This window comes from Micromonospora sp. NPDC005161 (genome assembly GCF_053599855.1).
On the sequence record NZ_JBSFYQ010000058.1, the window covers coordinates 1 to 20386 of the forward strand.

21 protein-coding genes are annotated in these 20386 nt (G+C 73.2%); 7 read left to right on the plus strand and 14 right to left on the minus strand.

All coding sequences use genetic code 11. From position 1 onward, the window contains the following. Nucleotides 1–1186 (plus strand): glycosyltransferase family 4 protein (locus tag ACWD5O_RS33270; RefSeq protein WP_450087708.1); only part of this gene is annotated, 1186 nt, incomplete at its 5' end. 181 nt (nt 1187–1367) lie between these two features. Here ACWD5O_RS33270 and ACWD5O_RS33275 read toward each other — a convergent pair. From ACWD5O_RS33275 to ACWD5O_RS33305, 7 genes are all read right to left on the minus strand, one after another. Next, nucleotides 1368–2651 (minus strand): citrate synthase, encoded by a 1284-nt coding sequence (locus ACWD5O_RS33275; protein ID WP_450087709.1) that lies wholly within the window; start codon nt 2649–2651, stop codon nt 1368–1370. Between the two features lie 164 nt (nt 2652–2815). Next, nucleotides 2816–4867 carry a sulfatase-like hydrolase/transferase gene (locus tag ACWD5O_RS33280; RefSeq protein ID WP_450087710.1) on the minus strand — a complete coding sequence of 684 codons (2052 nt, stop codon included), beginning with the start codon at nt 4865–4867 and terminating at the stop codon, nt 2816–2818. Continuing rightward, nucleotides 4860–6290: a class I SAM-dependent methyltransferase gene (locus ACWD5O_RS33285; RefSeq protein ID WP_450087732.1), complete on the minus strand. Its 1431-nt coding sequence runs from the start codon at nt 6288–6290 to the stop codon at nt 4860–4862. The genes ACWD5O_RS33280 and ACWD5O_RS33285 overlap by 8 nt, the downstream gene beginning before the upstream one ends. A 17-nt stretch (nt 6291–6307) precedes the next feature. Then, entirely contained in the window at nt 6308–6457 is a 150-nt protein-coding gene (locus tag ACWD5O_RS33290; protein WP_007459587.1) for a hypothetical protein, read from the minus strand. 153 nt (nt 6458–6610) lie between these two features. Beyond that, nucleotides 6611–8056, minus strand: coding sequence for a sensor histidine kinase (locus ACWD5O_RS33295; protein ID WP_450087733.1), 1446 nt, complete (start codon nt 8054–8056; stop codon nt 6611–6613). Nucleotides 8057–8105: 49 nt separating this feature from the next. Beyond that, nucleotides 8106–8852, minus strand: a complete 747-nt coding sequence (locus tag ACWD5O_RS33300; RefSeq protein ID WP_450087711.1) for a response regulator transcription factor — start codon at nt 8850–8852, stop codon at nt 8106–8108. 113 nt (nt 8853–8965) lie between these two features. Further along, a complete protein-coding gene (locus tag ACWD5O_RS33305; RefSeq protein ID WP_354967621.1) occupies nt 8966–9256 on the minus strand; it encodes a hypothetical protein in 291 nt (96 codons plus the stop codon). Between the two features lie 139 nt (nt 9257–9395). On the opposite strand from ACWD5O_RS33305, the gene ACWD5O_RS33310 reads away from it, so the two are divergent. From ACWD5O_RS33310 to ACWD5O_RS33320, 3 genes are all read left to right on the plus strand, one after another. Continuing rightward, a complete protein-coding gene (locus ACWD5O_RS33310) occupies nt 9396–10346 on the plus strand; it encodes a serine/threonine-protein kinase (RefSeq protein ID WP_450087712.1) in 951 nt (316 codons plus the stop codon). 63 nt (nt 10347–10409) lie between these two features. Continuing rightward, nucleotides 10410–10835 (plus strand): OsmC family protein, encoded by a 426-nt coding sequence (locus ACWD5O_RS33315; RefSeq protein WP_121657400.1) that lies wholly within the window; start codon nt 10410–10412, stop codon nt 10833–10835. A 298-nt stretch (nt 10836–11133) separates the two neighbouring features. Next, a complete protein-coding gene (locus ACWD5O_RS33320; protein WP_450087713.1) occupies nt 11134–11982 on the plus strand; it encodes a hypothetical protein in 849 nt (282 codons plus the stop codon). Between the two features lie 49 nt (nt 11983–12031). On the opposite strand, the gene ACWD5O_RS33325 is transcribed toward ACWD5O_RS33320, so the two are convergent. From ACWD5O_RS33325 to ACWD5O_RS33350, 6 genes are all read right to left on the minus strand, one after another. Continuing rightward, nucleotides 12032–12574: an ATPase gene (locus ACWD5O_RS33325; RefSeq protein ID WP_354967618.1), complete on the minus strand. Its 543-nt coding sequence runs from the start codon at nt 12572–12574 to the stop codon at nt 12032–12034. 128 nt (nt 12575–12702) lie between these two features. Further along, nucleotides 12703–13149, minus strand: coding sequence for a response regulator (locus ACWD5O_RS33330; protein WP_354967617.1), 447 nt, complete (start codon nt 13147–13149; stop codon nt 12703–12705). 68 nt (nt 13150–13217) lie between these two features. After that, a complete protein-coding gene (locus ACWD5O_RS33335; protein WP_387327957.1) occupies nt 13218–13565 on the minus strand; it encodes an STAS domain-containing protein in 348 nt (115 codons plus the stop codon). A 241-nt stretch (nt 13566–13806) separates the two neighbouring features. After that, nucleotides 13807–14856: a cobalamin B12-binding domain-containing protein gene (locus ACWD5O_RS33340; protein ID WP_450087714.1), complete on the minus strand. Its 1050-nt coding sequence runs from the start codon at nt 14854–14856 to the stop codon at nt 13807–13809. Nucleotides 14857–14858: 2 nt separating this feature from the next. Further along, complete coding sequence (locus ACWD5O_RS33345; protein ID WP_450087715.1) at nt 14859–15482, minus strand: PP2C family protein-serine/threonine phosphatase; 624 nt, start codon at nt 15480–15482, stop codon at nt 14859–14861. A gap of 51 nt (nt 15483–15533) precedes the next feature. Further along, a complete protein-coding gene (locus tag ACWD5O_RS33350) occupies nt 15534–15848 on the minus strand; it encodes a hypothetical protein (protein WP_354967612.1) in 315 nt (104 codons plus the stop codon). 200 nt (nt 15849–16048) lie between these two features. On the opposite strand from ACWD5O_RS33350, the gene ACWD5O_RS33355 reads away from it, so the two are divergent. The 3 genes from ACWD5O_RS33355 to ACWD5O_RS33365 all read left to right on the plus strand — a co-directional run bounded on the left by ACWD5O_RS33355 (nt 16049) and on the right by ACWD5O_RS33365 (nt 19094). Continuing rightward, nucleotides 16049–17026 carry a DUF2267 domain-containing protein gene (locus ACWD5O_RS33355; RefSeq protein WP_354967611.1) on the plus strand — a complete coding sequence of 326 codons (978 nt, stop codon included), beginning with the start codon at nt 16049–16051 and terminating at the stop codon, nt 17024–17026. A 103-nt stretch (nt 17027–17129) separates the two neighbouring features. Beyond that, nucleotides 17130–17924 carry a spermidine synthase gene (locus ACWD5O_RS33360; RefSeq protein ID WP_450087716.1) on the plus strand — a complete coding sequence of 265 codons (795 nt, stop codon included), beginning with the start codon at nt 17130–17132 and terminating at the stop codon, nt 17922–17924. Between the two features lie 66 nt (nt 17925–17990). Further along, nucleotides 17991–19094: an AI-2E family transporter gene (locus tag ACWD5O_RS33365; protein ID WP_450087717.1), complete on the plus strand. Its 1104-nt coding sequence runs from the start codon at nt 17991–17993 to the stop codon at nt 19092–19094. On the opposite strand, the gene ACWD5O_RS33370 is transcribed toward ACWD5O_RS33365, so the two are convergent. Continuing rightward, nucleotides 19065–20366: an NAD(P)/FAD-dependent oxidoreductase gene (locus tag ACWD5O_RS33370; RefSeq protein ID WP_450087718.1), complete on the minus strand. Its 1302-nt coding sequence runs from the start codon at nt 20364–20366 to the stop codon at nt 19065–19067. The genes ACWD5O_RS33365 and ACWD5O_RS33370 overlap by 30 nt on opposite strands. Nucleotides 20367–20386: the final 20 nt, after the last annotated feature.

The following is a 20386-nucleotide window of genomic DNA, read 5'->3' on the forward strand; positions in this document are numbered from 1 at the left end:
CCACGACGTCACCGTCGTCACCCGCCACACCGACGGCGCACCCCTGGAGGAATACGCCGACGGCGTACGCATCCTGCGCGCCCCCGAAGACCCCGCCACCTTCCCCCTGGCCACCGAATCCCTACTCGCCTGGACCATGGCCTTCAACCACACCCTCACCCGCACCGCCCTACGCGCCACCGAAGCCGGCACCTACGACGTCATCCACGCCCACGACTGGCTCGTCGCCCACACCGCGATGACGTTGCGCGATCACCTGGACATCCCGCTGGTGAGCACCATCCACGCCACCGAGGCGGGCCGGCACCAGGGCTGGCTGCCGGAGGAGATGAACCGCACCATCCACGGTGTCGAGCACTGGCTCAGCAACGAGTCCGCCCGGGTGATCGTCTGCTCGGGGTACATGCGCGACGAGGTGACCACGCTGTTCGGCGTGCCGAACGGCCGGGTCGACGTGGTGGCCAACGGCGTGGAGCCGCACCGCTGGCAAGTGCCGTCGGCCGCGGTGAGCGCCGCCCGGGCCCGGTTCGCCGGGGACGGCCCGCTGGTCACCTTCGCCGGTCGGCTGGTCTACGAGAAGGGCGTGCAGCACCTGATCGCCGGGCTGCCACGGCTGCGCGAGCGGCACCCCGAGCTGCGTGTGGTGATCGCCGGCGACGGCCCGTACCGGGCAGAGTTGGAAGCCGAGGTGCACCGCCGCGGCCTGGGCGGCATGGTCGCCATGCCGGGCTTCCTGGGCGGCACCGACCTGCCGGCGTTGATGGCCGCCTCCGACTGCTTCGCGGTGCCGAGCATCTACGAGCCGTTCGGAATGGTGGCCCTGGAAGGCGCCGCGGCCGGAGCCCCACTCGCGGTGGCCGCCACCGGTGGTCTCGCGGAGATCGTCGAGCCGGGGGTGACCGGGATGACCTTCGCACCGCACGACCCGGACGGGCTGACCGACGCCGTGCACGCGCTGCTGTCGGACCGGGACCGCGCCCGCGCGCTGGCCCGCCGCGCCCGGCAGATGGTGCACGACCAGTACGGCTGGTCCGCGATCGCCCAACGCACCGCCGCCAGCTACGCCGCGGCCATCGCGACCGACGCCGCGTTCACCGCCCAGCGCGCCGAACAGCGCATGTCCCAGGGCCGCGCCCTCCCCGCGCTCCCCCACGGCAACCTGCTGGCCGCCGCCGGCCTCCGCTGAGGTGTAAGGAAGGGCACCTTATTAACGCCTGCGGTAGAGCAAGGGCCCCCTATTAACAAGCGCGCTACTGATCGCACGACAAGGGCCGCCGACCATGAGTCGGCGGCCCTTGTCCTGTCGGAGTGTTAAGAAGGGGCCCTTCCTCTACACGAGGCGTTAATAAGGTGCCCTTCCTTGCACGTCAGCGGTTGGCGAAGGGGACGTAGTCCCGCTCGGCGGAGCCGACGTAGACCTGCCGCGGGCGGCCGATCTTGGTCTCCGGGTCGTTGATCATCTCGCGCCACTGGGCGATCCAGCCAGGGAGCCGGCCGAGCGCGAACAGCACCGTGAACATCTTCGTGGGGAAGCCCATGGCCTTGTAGATCAGGCCGGTGTAGAAGTCCACGTTCGGGTAGAGCCGGCGGGAGACGAAGAAGTCGTCGGCGAGCGCGATCTCCTCCAGCTCCATGGCGATGTCCAGCAGCGGGTCCGGCTTGGCCATCCGGCCCAGCACGTCCTGCGCCGCCTTCTTGACGATCGCCGCCCGCGGGTCGTAGTTCTTGTAGACCCGGTGGCCGAAGCCCATCAGCTTGACGCCGTCCTGCTTGTCCTTGACCTTGCGGACGAAGGACCGGACGTCGTCGTCGCCGGCGTGGATCTGCTGGAGCATCTCCAGCACGGCCTGGTTGGCGCCACCGTGCAGCGGACCGAACAGCGCGTTGACACCGGCGGAGACCGAGGCGAACAGGTTGGCGTTGCTGGAGCCGACCAGCCGGACGGTCGAGGTGGAGCAGTTCTGCTCGTGGTCGGCGTGCAGGACGAAGAGCATGTCCAGCACCTTCGACATCACCGGGTCGACCTCGTACGGCTCCGCCGGCACGCCGAACGTCATCCGCAGCAGGTTGTCCACGTACCCCAGCGAGTTGTCCGGGTACAGCAGCGGCTGCCCGATGGACTTCTTGTAGGCGTACGAGGCGATGGTCGGCACCTTCGCCATCAGCCGGACCGTCGAGATCTCCACGTGCTCGGAGTCGAACGGGTCCAGGCTGTCCTGGTAGAAGGTGGACAGGGCGCTGACCGCCGACGAGAGCACGGCCATCGGGTGGGCGTCCCGGGGGAAACCGTCGAAGAAGCGGCGCATCTCCTCGTGGAGCAGCGAGTGCCGCCGGATCCACTCGGTGAACTCGGTCAGCTGCTGCTCGGTCGGCAGCTCACCGTAGATGAGCAGGTACGAGACCTCCAGGAAGGAGGACTTCTCGGCCAGCTGCTCGATCGGGTATCCCCGGTAACGCAGGATCCCCGCGTCGCCGTCGATGTAGGTGATCGCGGATGAGGCAGCCGCGGTGTTCACGAAACCGGGATCGTACGTGGTCATCCCGGTTTCCTTCAGCAGCTTGCTCACCCCGATACCGGCGGGGCCCTCGACCGCAGGATGCACCGGCATCGACAGCTGCCCACCGGGGTGATCGAGCTTGACTTCCGTCATGTGGTTCCTCGCTTCGCCGGCAGATCTACGTTGAATTGCCTTCGCTTCTACCGTAATTGCGGCTCGGTCGACACCGCCCGCCGTGGTTCTGCGGTGAGGTATGCGTCACCCGATTCCCGACCGGACAGCCGGGAAACCCCGCGCGAAACCACGGCGAGCCCAGCTCAGGACAGCGCGAGGCGTCGGAGCGTACCGTCCGTCGCCACCTGGTAGACGTCGAGCTGGTTGGTGCCGGCCCGGAACAGCTGGTCGTCGGTGAGCAGTGCGGCGAACCGGCGTCCGCCGGGATCCGGCGGCACCACCGGGACCACCGCCCCGATCCGGCCGTTGACCGCCACCGCCAGCAGCGTGCCGTCCGGTATCCGGTCCGGCACGTCGCCCCAGACCAGCGCCGGCAGGGTGCCGGTGTCCGGATCCATCGCCCGGAACGCGGCCAGGTCGGCCACCCTGGCGCTGCCCCCCGTCGGGCCGGCGCGGACATCGGTGCCCACCAGGGGATGCGGCGGTGGCAGCGGCGGTGGGGCGGGCACCCCGCCTGGGAAGGTGACCGGTTCGCCGGGGCGGTCGTAGAAGTGCTTTGTGCCGTCGGTGCGCGGGGCCTGCCGGGCGGAACGGCCGTCGACCCGCCAGGGCAGCCGGATGGCCGCCTCGTCGGCCACGGTCGGCAGCAGGTCGACGTGTTCCCAGTTGCGGTCGTCCACGCGCCCGGCCCGCTGCCCGGGCTCCTTGAGGAACATCGGCACCCACGCCACCTCGCCGGCGGCCGCCTTGATGGCGTCCATCCCCCGGCCCTGGGCGCCCGGGCGGAAGCTCACCCCGTGGTCGGCGGTGACCACGACGAGGGCCTGGTCGTAGAGGCCGCTGGCGCGCAGCGTGCGCACCGTCTCGCCGATCAGCCGGTCGGTGTAGCCCAGTTGGGCGAGGTGCCGCTGTCGGGCCAGCTCGACCCAGCCGGCGCCGTCGTTGGGCAGGTCCTCGGGGGCGTCGTAGCGCGCGCCGGACGGCAGGTACGCCCACGGCGAGTGCGGCATCAGCAGGTGCAGGAAGTGCAGGGTGGGCCGGGGTGTCGGCTTCAACCCGGCCAGGAAGCTGGTGAACCGGGCCGGCTGGTTGTCGTCCAGGCTGTCCCAGCGGAACTTCGGATCGGCCGGCACCGGCTCGGCGGCGTCCAGGCCGGCCTCGGCGCGGGTCTGCTCCCGGTACGAGTCCTCCGGGTCGACCCGGGTGGTCGTCGGCCCGGCGACCTGGCCGAGCAGCTTGCCGGTTTCCCGCACGAGCACGTCGAGCCCCTGTTCCGGGGCGATCGGCTGCTCGCAGCGGCTGGGCGGGCAGAGCCGGGTGATGCTCTCCTCGGCGCGGATGTCGTACAGGCCGCCGAAGGCGGTGAAGATGTTGTCCGGGTACTGCGAGTAGTGCGGTGCGGCGGACCGCGCCGGGTAGCGGCCGGTGAGCATCGCCGGCAGCGCGTTGGGGGTCCAGCCGCTGACCCCGGTGGCGTTGCGGTACCAGGTCGAGCCGCCGGCCAGCTCGGCGAAGTGCGGGTACCGGGCCGCGTCGATCCGCCCGTCGGCGCCGAGCAGGCTGACCAGCGGCAGTTCGTCGAGGATCAGCATGACCACCGGCGGGTGCCCGCCCGTACCCTGCGCGGTGCCGGCCGCGCCGCCGTCGCCGCGGGGCAGCACCACCGCGGAGGTGGGTGAGCCGAGCAGGAAGAGCGCCACGAAGGCCACCGGCCCGACTGCGGCCAGCCGCAGCACCCGGCTCGGCGCCCGCCAGCGCCGGTGCGCGGCCGCGCCGGCCGCGCCGGCCAGGCCGGCGACGAGCAGCAGGGGTACGCCCCGAAGCGGCGTCACGTGCCGGCCCACCTGCACGGCCAGGGCGGCCAGCAGCAGCCCGACGAGGCCGGTGTGGGTGAGCGCGCGGGTCGTCCGGCCGGCGAGGCGGCTCAGCGCACCGAGCAGCGCCCCCGGCACGGTGGGCACCACCGCCACCAGGGCGACCAGCAGCAGAATCTGCCCCGGGTCGGCTCGGTGGAAGAGGAAGAAGTCGGGACTGCGGCCGAGCACGTCCAGCAGCGGCTGGGTGACCACCAGCCCGACCAGCGCCACCACCTCCAGCAGGCGGCACAGTTCACCGCGCCAGCCCCGGTCCCACCGCCCGGTCACCGGCTTCTCGGCCGGCGGGCCCGGTGGGGGTGCCGACGCTGGTTCAGCCACCCATCACCACCCGGTAGAGCGTGCGGGTGCCCGAGGGCAGCTCGAGACGATCGGTGATCCGGCCCCGGGCCGCGAGCAGGCGCTCGAAGGTGTCACGCCGGTAGTCCGGAAAGATGCCCTCGGGCTTGTTGGCGAGCAGCCGGCGGGCCATCGGGTCCTCCGGATGCACGAACTCCACCACCACCGCGCCGCTCGGCGCCGTCAGCCCCGCCAGCCAGTCGATCACCTCCGGCAGCGGCACGTTGCGTCCGATCGCCAGGTGGTGCACCACGGCCAGGGCGAGCACCGCGTCCGCCGACGCCCGCTCGGCGAAGCCGGCGCGCTCGACTCCCCGCCAGCCGCCACCGGGCGACGGGTCGGCCAGATCCAGCACCAGCGGCAGGATCCGGCGGTGCCCCTCGGCCCGCAGCGCCCGGTACAGCTCGTCGACCACGGCCGGGTCCTGCTCGACGGCGACCACGTAGTCGGCGTGCTCGGCCGCCAGCCGGGCGTACCGGCCGTCGTTGGCGCCCAGGTCGAGCACCAGGCGCGGCCGGGCGCCGGCGGTCAGCGCGGCGGACACGAACCGCTCCTTGGCCGCCCGGTCCTGAGCGGAGTAGCCGCATGTGCGCTGGTAGTCCGACCAGTGGCTGTCCGCGGGGCGCCGGTCCAGCCGGCGGACCAGCTTCTCGATGCCGCGTACGGTGGCCAGCAGCAGCTCCCGGGAGTAGCCGGCGGCCCGCAGCTGGGCGCGTACGTCGGTGGTGCTGGCGGCGGCGTTGCGCTGCTGCATCGCGCCGTGCAGGTGCACGTGGGTCAGTACGCCGGGGCGTAGCCGGCGGGTTCCGGCGAAGAGCGGGCGGAGCTGCTCGGCCTCGATGCCGTCGACCCGGGCGCGCAGCCAGGACTGGAAGTCCACCCCCAGGTGGGCGGTGAGCAGCAACGGGTAGAGCACGGTCTGGCAGAACTGCCGGTAGCCGGCCCACGGCTCGCCGTCGCGTACCGGTTCGAAGGAGCCGATGTCGATGAAGACCGCCTCGGCGCCACGCCACTGCAGGTTGTAGGCCGAGCCGTCCTTGGTGGTGAAGCCGTCGGCGAGCGCGGCGCGCAGGATCTCCAGGTGCAGCAGCGCGGCGTCGCGCAGCATGCTGAAGGACCACTCGTACGGGTGGGAGACGAACGGGATGCGTTCGTGGCGCAGCACCGCCGCCCACGGCTCCCCGGCGGACGCGGGCACCAGCGCCGGTGGCGCGTCCTCGGTAGCGCAGACCTTGCCCGCGGCAACCAGCGCCGGAAAGAAGGCGGTGGCTCGCAGCGCCCGCCAGTGCTCGGCGGCCTGCGCGTCCAGCCCGCGCAGCACCTCGTCGCCGACATGGAAGACCCGGTTGGCCGGATCGCGGAAGGAGGCCGGCTCGGGCCGGGCCGCCGCGGGTGAGAACGCCATCGCCGGGACGTGCCGACTCACCGCTGGTCGGTGGGCTGTCGGCGGAACCGGTCGACCAGGCGTCGCCAGTAGAGCTTGGCAGCGACCGCGGCCCCGGCCACCCCGCCCACGACCGCCTGCACGATCAGGCTGCCGGATCCCGCGTCCAGGTAGGCCAGATGGATCACCGATCGCTCCTTCACTCGCCGTCTCGACACCGGCGTCCCGGGCGTACAGCGGTGAGGCTTTTGACCCAGAAAGCCGGACTTGTTCCTCACCGTACGCCGATCGTCCACGCCGTAGCGGACAGATTGGCGCACTGCACCGGACGGAGCTGGGGACTATGCGTCAGCTGTGGGATTCGGCAGCCGCACGGTGAACACGGTCCGGCCCGGCCGGCTGTGCACCGCGACCGCGCCGTGGTGCGCCTCCACCACCGCCGCCACGATCGCGAGGCCGAGGCCGGTGCTGCCGTGCGCCCGGGACCGGGAGCTGTCGCCGCGGGCGAACCGCTCGAACAGCTCCGGTTGCAGGTCCGCCGGCACCCCGGGCCCGTCGTCGGCGACGGTGAGCACGGCCGCGTCCCCGTCGACGGCCAGCGTGGTCGTCACCACCGTGCCGGGCGGGGTGTGCACCCGGGCGTTGGCCAGCAGGTTCGCCACCACCTGGTGCAGCCGGGCGGCGTCGCCGGGGACCCGGATCACCACCTCGGGCAGGTCGAGCTGCCAACGGTGTTCCGGGCCGGCCACGTGCGCGTCGCTGACCGCGTCCACCACGAGGGCGGACAGGTCGACCTGGTCGACCGCGAGCGGGCGGCCGGTGTCCAGCCGGGCCAGCAGCAGCAGGTCGTCGACGAGGCTGGTCATCCGGGTGCTCTCCGACTCCACCCGGCGCAGGGCGTGCGCCACGTCGGCGGGGACCTCGCCACGGCCGCGCCGGGCCACCTCGGCGTACCCGCGGATCGCGGCGAGGGGGGTGCGCAGCTCGTGGCTGGCGTCGGCGACGAACTGGCGTACCCGGGTCTCGCTGGCCTGCCGGGCGGCGAGCGCGTCGGCGACGTGGCCGAGCATCCGGTTCAGCGCGGCGCCGACCTGGCCGACCTCGGTACGCGGATCGGTGTCCGCCGCCGGCACCCGCACGGCGAGGGCCACCTCGCCGCGGTCCAACGGCAGCTCGGTGACCCGGGTGGCGGTGGCGGCCACCCGGTTCAGCGGTCGCAGCGTGGCCCGGACGATCAGCGCGCCGGCAGTGCCGGCGATGAGCAGCCCGACGGTGGCCACCCCGGCCTGCGCGGCGATCATCCACCAGACGGTCTCCCGCACGCCGGCCAGCGGCAGCGCGACGACCCGCACCCGGCCGTCGCGGAACTGCCGGGCGACGGCGCGGTACTCGCCGCGGTCGCCGAGGTCGACCGTGCGCGGCTCGGCGCCGACCGGCAGGGCGGCCAGCGCGGCGACCTCGTCGGCCGGAACAGGTTTCTCGTCGGGGAAGGGGTCCCCGCTGGACGGGCTGCGGGTCAGCGTCGACGCGGCCGTCACCCGGTTGCCGGTGATGTCGGCTACCACGGTGCCGGGCGGCAGTCCGGGCGGGATGGCCGGCCCGCTGCCGGGGAAGGCCGGCCGACCCGCGCCCCGCATCACCGTGGAGGGGGCCAGTTGGGCGTCGAGCCGGTCGATCAGGAAGTGCCGCAGCGCCACCGTGGTGAGCCCGCCGATGGCGACGCTGACCAGCGCGAGCAGCGAGACCAGGGCGAGCACCAACCGGGTACGCAACGACCGGCCGGCCAGCCACCGGCGGGCGGCTCGCACCGGTCGGCGGCCCGGCCGGTCGCCCGGGTCACTCGGCCGGCTTGAGGACATAGCCCGCGCCGCGCAACGTATGGATCATCGGTGCCCGGCCGGCGTCGATCTTTTTGCGCAGGTACGAGATGTACAGCTCGACGACGTTGGCCTGGCCGCCGAAGTCGTAGTTCCACACCCGGTCGAGGATCTGCGCCTTGCTGAGCACCCGGCGCGGGTTGCGCATCAGGAAGCGCAGCAGCTCGAACTCGGTCGCGGTCAGGGTGATGAGCTGGCCGTCCCGCCGGACCTCGTGGCTGTCCTCGTCGAGGCTGAGATCGCCGACGGTCAGCACCGCGTCCTCCCGGGTGGCGATCGCGAAGCCGGAGCGGCGCAGCAGGGCGCGCAGCCGGGCGATCACCTCCTCCAGGCTGAACGGCTTGGTGACGTAGTCGTCGCCGCCGACGGTCAGCCCGGCGATGCGCTCCTCGACCGCGTCCCGGGCGGTCAGGAAGAGCACCGGCACGGTGGGCGACTGCTCGCGCAACCGGCGCAGCACCTGGAAGCCGTCCAGGTCGGGCAGCATCACGTCGAGCACCACGGCGTCCGGCTGGAACTGCCGCGCGGTGCTCAACGCCGCCATGCCGTTGCCGGCGCTGCGCACCTGCCAGCCCTCGTAGCGCAGCGCCATCGACAGCAGGTCGGTCAGCGTCGGCTCGTCGTCGACCACCAGCACCCGGACCGGCTCGCCGTCGGGGCGGCGCAGCTCGATCCGGCTGGGCGCGGTCTGCCCGTCCATGACCATGTCCCCCATCGTGGGCGCGGCAGCTGTGGCACGCCTCTGCGGCACCTGTGTGCCGGCTGTGCGGACGGGTCGGCGGCGCGTCGGTGTCACCGCCGTTCAGCTCCGCCCCGGGGTCACTCGGACACCCCGAACGGGTCGGTGCGTACGAACCGCATGCTCCAACCGCCCAGGCCGTCGGGCCGGTCGCGCTCGTAGAGGTGGTCGGGGCCGGCCTGCACCGGCCCGGTGCCGTCCGGGTGCCGCATGATCCAACGCTGCGGCGGGGCGCCGTCTGGCCCGGCCGGCACCTCCCGCACCAGGCCGTCAGCGGGCCCGCCGACGAAGCGTACGGTGACCTCGCCCATCGCGGCGTCCCCTCGGGTGACCGTGCCGGCACGTTCGGTGACACCGGCCCTGGCTCGCAAGCTACCGCACCCACCGCCCGTATCGCAGCGGGTGGGCGGGCCCGGCGGCTCGCGATTTGGCCGACGGTTTGCCCAGCTCGGAGCCCGGGTACCGCGAACGAAGCAACCGCCGCCGGCGGGACGAGGCGAGGAGCGGTCGATGCGCACGCTGGACGGGCGATACCGGCTCGAACAGCGCATCGGCGTCGGCGGCATGTCCGAGGTGTGGCGAGCCCACGACCGGGTGCTGGACCGGCCGGTCGCGGTGAAGCTGATCTCGCCCGGCGCGGACGGCCAGCACGGCCCGGTGGAGCGCATCCAGGCCGAGGCCCGCTCCGCGGCCCGCCTGGTGCACCCGAACGTGGCGAGCGTGCACGATTTCGGCACCTCCTCCTCCGCGCTGCCCGGTCGCCAGGTGCCGTACATCGTGATGGAGCTGGCCGAGGGGGAGACACTCGCCGCGCACCTGCGGGCCGGTCCGCTGGACTGGCGGATCTCGGTCCGGGTCTGCGCGGAGGTCGGCGCGGCGCTGGCCGCCGCGCACGCGAACGGCATCGTGCACCGCGACGTCAAGCCGGCCAACATCATGCTCACCCCCTCGGGGGTGAAGGTGCTCGACTTCGGCATCGCCAGCCCGGCCGGGGCGTCGGACCCGACGCCGGAAGGGATCATCGTCGGCACTCCGGCGTACCTGGCACCCGAGCAGTTCGACGGCGCGCCGGCCACGCCGGCGGCCGACATGTACGCCCTCGGCGTGCTGCTCTACTACTGCCTCACCGGCCGGCTGCCGTACGCGGCGGACAGCACCGTCGAGCTGCTGGGCGCACGCCGCCGGCGGCCGGCGGAACCGCTGCCCGAAATCGACGGGCTCCCGCCGGAGGTGGCCGAGCTGTGCCGCTCCTGCCTGGCCGAGGACCCGGCGCGGCGTCCGACCAGCCTGGTCGCCGCGCTGCTGCTGGCCGAGGCGGTGGACGCCCGGGTGTACGTGCCGATGCTGGCGCCCACGGCACGCCGATCGGCTGCGACGTCGCCGTGGACCGAGCAGGCCGCGATGGAGGCCACCGAGGCGGTGCGGGTGGCCGACGGGCCGGACCGGTCCGGCGGGCGCTGACCGCTCGGCGTTTCGCCGCGCGAGGGTCGGGAACTCGGGCCGGTGAGCGACGGGAGGAACGCGATGCCGGATCCGAGTTCCTGGCTGCATGAGGCCACCGCGACCGCCGAGGGCGGTCACGTACGCACCGACGATGGCGGACTCTCCTCCGCGCTGGCCTCGCCGCTGGCGGCGCACTGCACCGGGTTGCGGCCGGAGCAGTTGTTGGCCGCCGCCTTCGCGTCCTGCCTGCACCACGCGGCGGTGGAGGCTGCCGGGGAGATCACCGACGAGGCGCACACCGTTCAGGTGCGGGCTGAGGCGAAGCTGGGGCGCGACGACGACGGCCGGTACCGGGCCGACGTGCACGCCTCGATCTCCTCCGCCGGTCTGAGCCGGCAGCAACTGGCCGACCTGGTCGAGTACGCCGACCGGCTCTGGCCGTTCTCCAGCGGCGACAACAGCCGGCACCGGTTGACCGTCACCCCGGCGGAGAACGGCCGGCACTGATCCGGTCGCCACCTGGGTCGTGCGTCCACCGAACGGCCATGCCGGGGTCTCGGGTGTTCGGTGGACCAGGCATCGGCCGTAGGAGTGAGTCGTGAAGAGCCGCCGAAACGGATGCTGATGACGTCGACGGCGACCGGCTTTGACCGGCGAATCGGGAATACCCGGCTAGCCCGAATGGCGAGGTTGATCGTCTTTGCGGGGTTGTTGCCCCTTATTGTCCCCAAGATCGGGACAAATTGTGGCGCATGCCACCGTACGGGCCGGTGGAATCGGGAAAGCAGTTCTTTAGCCTCGGCGAGTGCATCGCGACGACCCCTCCGAGCAGAAGCTGACCGACGCGCGCCCGACGACCCTTTCGAGCGACGCCGCATCAACCGAACGGACGATCGGCCGTCACCGGGCCTCCGAGCCACCCCGCCGCGCCCTGCTGGGCTCGACCCCGCTCCGGGTGGCCCTGGCCACCGGTGTCACCTGCTGCCTGAGCCTGGTCGCGGTCACCACCGCCCGAGGCGGCGAGGACACCACCCGCCCGGTGGAGTCGCTGGCCGAGGCGGTTGCCGACCGCGCCGCCATCGCCGACGAGCGCGCCTCCCGGTCGCTGGACCGCGAGGCCGCCCCCGCGCGGGTCATCCCCAGCCCGACCCCGAAGCCCACCCCCACGCGTACCGCCGTGCGCAAGGCAGTCAAGAAGCCGGTCAAGCCGCGCCGACCCCGACCGGTCGCCGGACTCGACCAGGCCCAGATGGACAACGCCAAGATCATCGTTGACGTCGGGCTGGAGATGAAGATGCCGCGCCGCGCGCTGGTGGTGGCGCTGGCCACGGCCATGCAGGAGAGCAACCTCTACAACCTGGCCAGCGACGTGCTGCCGGAGTCGGCGCAGTACCCGAACCAGGGCAGCGGCTTCGACCACGACTCGGTCGGCCTGTTCCAGCAGCGGCCCAGCAGCGGCTGGGGCACGGTGGCCGAGCTGATGCGCCCGTCGTACGCCGCCCGGGCCTTCTACGAGGCGCTCAACGAGATCCCGGGCTGGCAGGACATGAGCGTCACGGCCGCCGCCCAGGCCGTGCAGATCTCCGCCTTCCCCGACGCGTACGCCCAGCACGAGGAGCGGGCGACGACCGTCGCGGCGGCCCTGACCGCCTGAGGGCGCGCACGGCGGTCGCCAGGCGACCGATGCACCCCCTCGGTGCGCGTCAGCGGTTGTGGGCGCCGTCCCGCCCGGCCGGCGGCTCCATGCCCACGTCCCGGCCGCCAGCGGCCACCCGCGTCGCCGGTACGCCCGTGCCCGCCGCCGCGGTCGGGGTGTCGGTGGGTACCTGCTCGGCGGTCACCCCGCCGAGGATCTCGTCCACCCGCGCCTCGCGTCGCCGGCGGGCGTCCAGCGCCGCCTCGAAGTCGCGCCGGGCCTGCATGGCCTCCGCGTACGCCCGCTCGCGTACCTGCCGGGCCTCCTCGCGGGCCTCGTCCAGCTCGATCCGTGCCTGGGCCAGGATCTCGGCCGCCTCCCGCCGCACCGCGTCACCAGCACGCCGGGTGCTCGCGGCGTCGCCCAGATCCAGCCGCTGGAGCAGCCCGCTGAGCCAGGTCGCCTCCTCGCGGATCTCGTCCCAGACCCGAGCGGTCCCGGCGGCGCCCTCCGCCCGCGCCGCGAGCCGGGACAACCGGATCGCCAGCTCATCCAGGCAGGAATCCACCTGCCGCTGGTCGTAACCGGTCTCAACGACGGAGAACCTCATACTGTCGCCCCCAGGCAGCTGCTGTTTCTTCCCACCTGGATCCTCGGTCGCGACGGGAGCGGCCGAGGGTGTTCGGGAAAATTGTTCAGCATCCGAGCGCGCGGGGTGCGCGGTCCGCGCCGGAGAGGTCAGCCGCGCTTCGGCAGCACGACCACCCGGCCGAAGAACTCGTCGATGCGGCGCACCACGTCGTTGAAGTCGTCCAGGTCGATCGGCTTGGTGACGTACGCGTTGGCCTGCAGCGTGTAGCTGCCCACGATGTCGGTGTCCGCGTTCGAGGTGGTCAGCACCACGATGGGGATGGTCCGCAGGTCCTCGTCCTGCTTCACCGCGCCGAGCACCTGCCGCCCGTCCATCCGTGGCATGTTCAGGTCCAGCAGGATGACGTCCGGCCGGCGGGCCTCCAGGTGCCGCCCCTCGGCGCGGAGGAACTCCATCGCCTCCTCGCCGTCGCTCACCACGTCAATGACCTTGTCCACGTCGGAGTCCGCCAACGCTTCCTCGATCATCAGCACGTCGCCCGGGTCGTCATCCACCACCAGGATGCGTACCGGCTGCGGGCTGTCTGCGCCCATCACTACCTGCCTCGGCTCAGCGGGGACGGGACCAGACGGTCACCGTGTCGGCGGGGAAATCTAGCCCATCAGAGGGCGCTGTGGGACGCCGGGTCGACGGCGTCCGGTTGGTAGTGCAACACGTCGGCGAGGCCGGTGACCCGCAACACCCGCTCGACCCGCCCGCTGGCGCCGGTGAGCCGCAACCAGCCGCCCTCGGCGGCGGCCCGGTTGTCCCCCCGAACGAAAACGGCCATTCCAGTGGAGTCGCAGAAGGTGAGGTCGGTGAGGTCGAGCAGGAAGCGGCTCTCGCCCGCGTCGGCGAGCCGCTCGATCGCGGTGGCCAGCTCGGGCGCGGTGCTCAGGTCAAGCTCACCGGCGAGCCGCAGGCAGTAGCCGTCGCCGTCGCGCCCGGCGTGCCTGACGCTGAACGTCACCGTGCTCCCCCTTCGCTCCACCACTGATGGGTGGGACGTTTGCAGTGCGGCAAGTATAAGCAGGGGCACCCCGCCGAGCGAGTGGCGCGGTGATCGAGTGCTCGCTGGCGCGTTCGGACCCGGTGGACGTCGCCATGCTCCGGGCGGCCGGTGTCGTGAGCGATATACCTGTGAGGCATAACTATGACTCTGAGGTATATCGCTCGCTGGCGACCCAATGCCCGGCACTCCCCGGCGGCGATCAGCCGGCGGCACTGCCCCCGGCGGCGGGCAGCGCGGCCCGGCCCAGGGTTAGCGCGCGCACCGCCCGGGGAAAGTCGCGTAGCGCGGCGGCGTAGTGCTCCAGGGGCAGGTCCACCGCGGCGGCCGGCACCCCACGGCTGATCAGGATCCCCACCAGCCACCCGACGAACTCGGTGAACAGCGAGGCGTCGTCGACGTAGAGCGCGGCGGCCAGGAAGTCGACGATATGGCCCAGATCACTCACGGTCGAGTCGAGCTGGGCGGGCGTGTACGCCCGGGTCGCCGGCACCCGCTCGCGCAGGTCGGCCAGCGCGCTGTCGATCAGCTCACCCCGGCGCCGGACCAGGCTGGCGTACTCGTCGTCGGCCAGGTGCGACAGCTGCGCCGGTGGCACCCGACGCAGCGCCCGCTCGTCCGCGATCAGCTCGGCCGCCGCCGGCGCGTCCGCCGCCCAGGGGGCACCCAGCCGACGGGCCCACCGGCCGTCCGCACCGAACCCGCGACCGCCGACCACCACCGGCACGTCCGAACGGCGGCATGCCTCGATCATGCGGTGCGCGTGTGGCAGCCGTACCGGCAGCGCGCAGGCCAGCGCCACCGCGTGCGCGTCGTGCTGGTGCAGGTACGACACCAGGTGCGCCGCCGGGACGCTCGCGCCCAGAAAGGTCACCTGCCACCCGCGCAGCCGCAGCACCTCGGCCACCAGCCGGGGCGGCAGCGCGTGCCACTCGCCGTCCATGCAGGCCACGACGACCCGCCCACCGGTCGGACGCGGGTTGGCGTGCGCGGCGACCGCCGCCACCACCCGCTCGCCGATGTGGGTGGCGGCGTGCTCCTGGGCGACGCTCCACTCGTTGCGCGCCCACCGCTCGCCCACCTCCGACTGGGCCGGCGCGACCAGGTCGAGCAGCACCCGCTCGGCCGGCACGCCCGCGTCGAGCAGGCCGAGCGCCACGTCGATCGCCGCGTACTCGTCGGCGTCGGCGAGGCGGTCCAGATAGCCGGGGTAGACGTCGGTCAGGTCGGCTGCGGTGGACGGCGCGGTCACGCTCAGGTCTCCCTCTGCTGGTCGGCCCGGGCCGGTGCGGGCACTGAGTGCAGGTGCCGCGACGGTCGCCCGCTCGGGCTGACCGCGCGCAGTGCCAGCACCGCGATGTCGTCGTGGTCACCGTGTGCCAGCCAGTCGCAGGTGACCTGCTCGACCCGCTCGGCCACGGCGGGCGCCGGCATCCGCTGGCAGCCGGTCACCGCCGTGACGAGCCGCTCCGGGCCGAACTGCTCGTCCCCACGGCGGCCACCACGGGCCTCGGTCACCCCGTCGCTGTAGAGCAGGCAGGTCTCGCCCGGGGCCAGTCGGACGGTCACCTCGCCGACGCGTGGGTCGGGCACCACGCCGATGAGCATGCCGCGCAGTGGCACGGTCTCCACCTCGCCGGAGGCCCGCAGCACCAGCGGCGGCAGGTGCCCACCGCCGGCCATGGTGAGAGTCAGGCCACCCTCGCGCTCCGGCCGGGCGACGCCGAGCACGATGGTGGCGAAGCGGCCCTGGCCGTGCGCCTGGGTCGTCTCCAGCAGCGCGTCGTTGAGCAGCCGCAGCAGCCGACCCGGGTGCGACTCCACCCGGTGCAGGGCCTGCAGGCACTGGCGCAGCGGTGCGCTCCGGCCGCGCCCCAAAGGGGGGTGGCCCCCGACCCTGGGACCTGGGGTCGGGGGCCGGAGGAATGTCTAGGGTGCGGTCATCGGCTGGAGCCGGGGCCCGCTCTCGCGTAGTTCGGCGGTCGGCGCGCCGTCGGCGTCCTCGGGTGCCCCGGAATCGGGCGTCTGGTACAGATAGCGGACAAAATCCGCACCGGACTCGTTGTCGTCCGCGCCCGGCCACTGACCGATGCAGTCCATGCCGACCACTTCACGGCCGGTCCCGTCGGCCTCCTCCAGCAGCGCCCACAGGCTCACCGGGTAGGACCGCGTGGCGTCTGGCGTGAGCTGCCAGCGGGCGTACCAACCGGGTCGGGCGGGGACGATCTCGACGATCCGTTTCATGACGACCTTCCTTCCGCGTACCTCGGAAGAACTCCGGTCCTGAACTGATCCTGTGGGCGGGACGGGTGAGCGTCCATCACCCACCCCGGATGAAGCCCACCGACGCTCGCCCGGCCCGCCCCGGCGGCGTCCGTTTCGGTGCCCGGCACGGCGGGAAGGCGACGGACGCAGGCACGATCCCCAGCGGAAGGGGTGTCACCATGCGCAAGCAGATGGAGGGCGACAACCAACGGCGCCGGGCGCTGGCCCGGCAGGCCCGCGAACAGGGTCGCCAGCCCAGTGAGTTCGGCGCCAGCCTGAGCGCCTCCAAGCAGATCACCAGCCTCGATCAGGGCAAGCGGGCCGGGCCGGCGTCGGCCGGGCACCGCAAACAGGACAGCACGCGCGGTGGACCGGCCCCGCCGCCGGTCGGCACGGCGGACAATCCGCGGCCGCAGCCGTCCCCGCCGGCCGGCGCCGCAGGGGCGAGCAGCGTGGGCTACCAGGAGCTGGTCGAGGACGTCCGGCGCCGGGCCGGCGTCGACTTCAAGACGGCCAAGGTGGGCACCGAGGCGACCGTGCTGGTCCTCGCCTTCGCGCTCGAGGCGGCGGAGCGGCAGCGGCTGCTCACCGCGGTACCGACCTCACTGCACGACGTGCTGCCCGTCGACGGCGTCGAGCGGCACCGCGACCTGCCCGGCTTCCTGGCCGAGGTGGGCCGGATCAGCGGCCGCAGCCCGGAGCAGGCCCGCTACCACGCGGAGGCGACGCTCGCCGCGCTCGCCGAGCAGGACGGCGACCTGGTCGAGTCGCTGCACGTACCCGACGGCCTGCGGGACCTGCTGAACCCGCCGGAGGCCGGCGGGGGCCTCGTCGGCGCCTCCACCACCACACCCACCCTGGACGCGGCCGAGCTGCGGACGGCGCTGGACGACCTGCCGTACTGGGCCGGCGACAGTGACGCGCTGTACCGGGTGGTCGCGCTGCCGTCGGACAACCTGGACCGGGTGCTGGACCGGCTCGACCAGCTACGCGCGGAGACCGGGCGCGCCCCGAGCATCGGGCGCCCCGGCGACACGGCCGCCGTGCTGACCGTGCGGACCAACCAGGCAGACGGGGTGACCGCGCTCGACGTGGACCTCGCCCACCGGATCGACGACGCGATCGACGAGGTGGGCGCCGGGATGGCCGGCGGCTGACCGGGCACATCGGCGCACACGGGCCGGCGGACGCGGGGCACACCCCGCGCCGCCGGCCCCCGCCGTGCCGTCCCGCTCCGGCGGCTCGGCTAGCGTGCCGGACATGAACCGCGCCGCCGACCGGCTGGAACTGGTCGCCGATCCGGTCCGCCGGAGCGGACGGATGCTGCTCTCCGGCGGCGTCGAGCAGTCGTACGTGGACGTCGACGATCCCCGGCACCTGCACTTCGAGTACGTCCGGCGGATCGCCTCAGCGGTGGAGCTGGCGGCCCCACCGGGCGACCCGCTGAGCGTGCTGCACCTCGGCGGCGGCGCGTTCACGCTGCCCCGTTGGCTGGCCGCCACCCGGCCCGGCTCCCCGCAGCGCGTCATCGAGCGGGACCCGTCGGTGGTCGAGCTGGTCGCACGGGAACTCCCGCCGCTGCCGCCCGAGGTGGACGTGCAGATCTCCGACGCCCGGGAGGCCGTCGCCGCCAGCCCGGCCGGCCGTTACGACCTGGTGGTCGCCGACATCTACCGGGCGGCCCGGATGCCACGACACGTACGCACCGTGGAGTTCGCGGCCGAGGTGGCACGCACCCTGCGCCCGGACGGGCTGTACCTGGTCAACGTCACGGACCTGCCGCCCCTGGTCGGCACCCGCGTGCAGGTGGCGACGCTGCGGGCGGTCTTCGGCGACGTGTGCGTGCTCGGCGACCGGCGGATGCTGCGCGGCCGGCGCTACGGCAACCTGGTGCTCGCCGCGACACCCCGGCCCGGCGGGCTGCCGGTCGGCCGGCTGGCGGTGGCCGCCCTGCGTGACCCGGTGCCCGGCGGTCTGCTGCACGCTGCCGCGCTGGACGGTTTCGTCGCCGGCGCCCGACCGGTCACGGACGCCGACAACCCCGCACAGAAATGATCACCTGACGCCCGGCGGCCGGCCGCACACCACCGGGTGATCCGCGCGGGCGCCGGGTTTCCCGAGGTGACCCTGGGGAAGCCGCGCCGGATGAGCAACGCCGACACGCGGGTGACCGCCCGCCGGACCCTGATCGTGATCGGTCTGGTGCTGGCGACCGCGTTCGCGCTGGCCTTCGTGTACGCGACCCGCCGGGTGCTGGTCTGGACCGTGGTGGCCGCCTTCTTCGCCGTCGCGCTCAAGCCCCTGGTGGACCGGCTCCAACACCGGTTCGTGCGGCGGCGGGCGTTGGCCACGCTGCTGGTGTTCCTCGCCGCGTTCGTGGTGCTGGCGATCCTGGCCGCGGTCATCCTGACACCGCTGATCAACGAGCTGGGCCGGTTCGCCGAGCGGGCGCCGGAGCTGCTGCGCGACGCGCGCGCCGGCCGGGGCCCACTGGGGCACCTGGTGGAGCGCACCGGCGCCCGGCGGTACGTGTCCGAACACTCCGAGCAGCTACGCACCTTCGGCACCCGGCTGCGCGAGCCGGCGGTCGGCGTGCTGCGCGGCGTCGTGGAGACGGTCGCCGGGCTGGTCACGGTCATCGTGCTGGCGTACCTCATGGTGCTGGAGGCGCCGCGGATCACCAGACGCGTGCTCGCGGCGGCCGGGGACGGCCAGCGCGAGCGGTTGCGCCGGGTGGGCCGCGAGGTGTCCCGGACCGTCACCGGCTACCTCACCGGCAACCTGGTGATCAGCGTGATCTGCGGTGCGTTGACCTTCGTGGTGCTCGCTCTCACCGGGGTGCCGTTCGCCGCCGTGATCGCCCTGCTGGTGGCGGTGGCCGACCTGATACCGCTGGTCGGGGCGACGTTGGGAGCGGTGATCGCGGCCGGGGCCGGTTTCCTGCACTCCTCCACCGCCGGCGTGGTGGTGCTGGTCTTCTTCGTGGTCTACCAGCAGGTGGAGAACCACCTGCTCCAGCCGCTCATCCTGGCCCGCGCGGTCCGGCTGAACCCGCTGACCGTGCTGGTCAGCGTGCTCCTCGCGGCGGAGCTGGCCGGCCTGCTCGGCGCCCTGCTGGCCATCCCCGCCGCCGGCATCGTCCAGACCCTGCTGCGCGAGTACGGCCCGGCCCGGCTGCGCCCCGACCCGCCAGCGTCAGCGGGACCGGGCCGCGACCTCGGGTGAGGTGCTCTCCAGCGGTACCGCGTTCGCCGGGACCAGGCCGAGCTGGACCGCCTGCCGGGACAGCGTGGCGTCCAACGCCCAGTCGGCGCTGACCCTCGTCCGGTTCCCCGGCATCGCCATCAGGTGGTACGCGCGGGTGACCGCCTTCGCGGGCAGCCCGGCCAGCGGCACGTGCAACGGGTTCGCCGCCGCGGCCTTGCCGCCCAGATCGACCACCCAGCCCAGGTCGTGGTGCTTGTACGGCTTGCGCTGACCGAACCCGTACGACGCGGCGATGTTGTGCGCCACGCGCTTGCCCTGCCGCTGGGCGTGCTGGGCGGTCATCGTGCAGACCTGGCCGGGGCGGGTCAGGTCGGGCACCGCCGCGGCGTCGCCGCAGGCGTACACCTCGGTGTAACCGGGGACGGTGAGGAACTCGTCGACCACCAGACGGCCCTTCTCGGTCCGCAGGCCCAGCTCGCTGACGAACGGGTCGGGGCGCACCCCCACACACCACACCAGCGTGCAGGTCGGCACGTACTCGCCGTCGGTGAGCTTCACCCCGTCGGCGGTCGCCTCGGCCACCGAGGTGCCCATCCGCACGTCCACCCCGCGCCGGTCGAGCACCTTGTGCGCGGTCTGCGACATCCGCTTGTCCAGCTCCGGCAGCACCCGGGGGGCGATGTCGAGCAGCATCCAGCGGGGACGGACCGTGAGCCGGGGCCGCTGAGCCTGCAACGCGTCGGTGAACAGCTGCCCGTGCGCGGCGACCTCGGTGCCGGTGTAGCCCGCGCCGACCACCACGAAGGTGGACCGGGCCTGCTGCTCGGCCGGGTCCTCGGCCTGTTCGGCCAACTCGATCTGGCGGATCACGTGGTCGTGCAGGTAGACCGCCTCGGGCAGGCCACGGAAGCCGTGCGCGTACTCGGTCACCCCGGGGATGGGCAGCAGCTTGTTGACGCTGCCCACGGCGAGCACGAGCCGGTCGTACGCCAGCCGGTTCTGGTCCCCCTCCGGCTGCGTGAAGCCGACCCAGCGGTTCTGGAGGTCCACGTGGTCCGCCTCGCCGATCACGACCCGCACGCCCTTGAGCGTCCCGGTCAGCGGCACGGCGATCCGCTTGGGCTCGACCACCCCGGCGGCCACCTCGGGCAGCAACGGCAGGTAGAGGAAGTAGTCGGTGGAGTTCAGCAGCACGATCTCGGCCCGGTCCCGGGCGAGGCGGCTCAACGTCTTCGCCGCGTGGTAACCGGCGAACCCGGCCCCCACGATCACCACACGAGGTTTCGTCATTGCGGCCCGTTTCCCGTCGA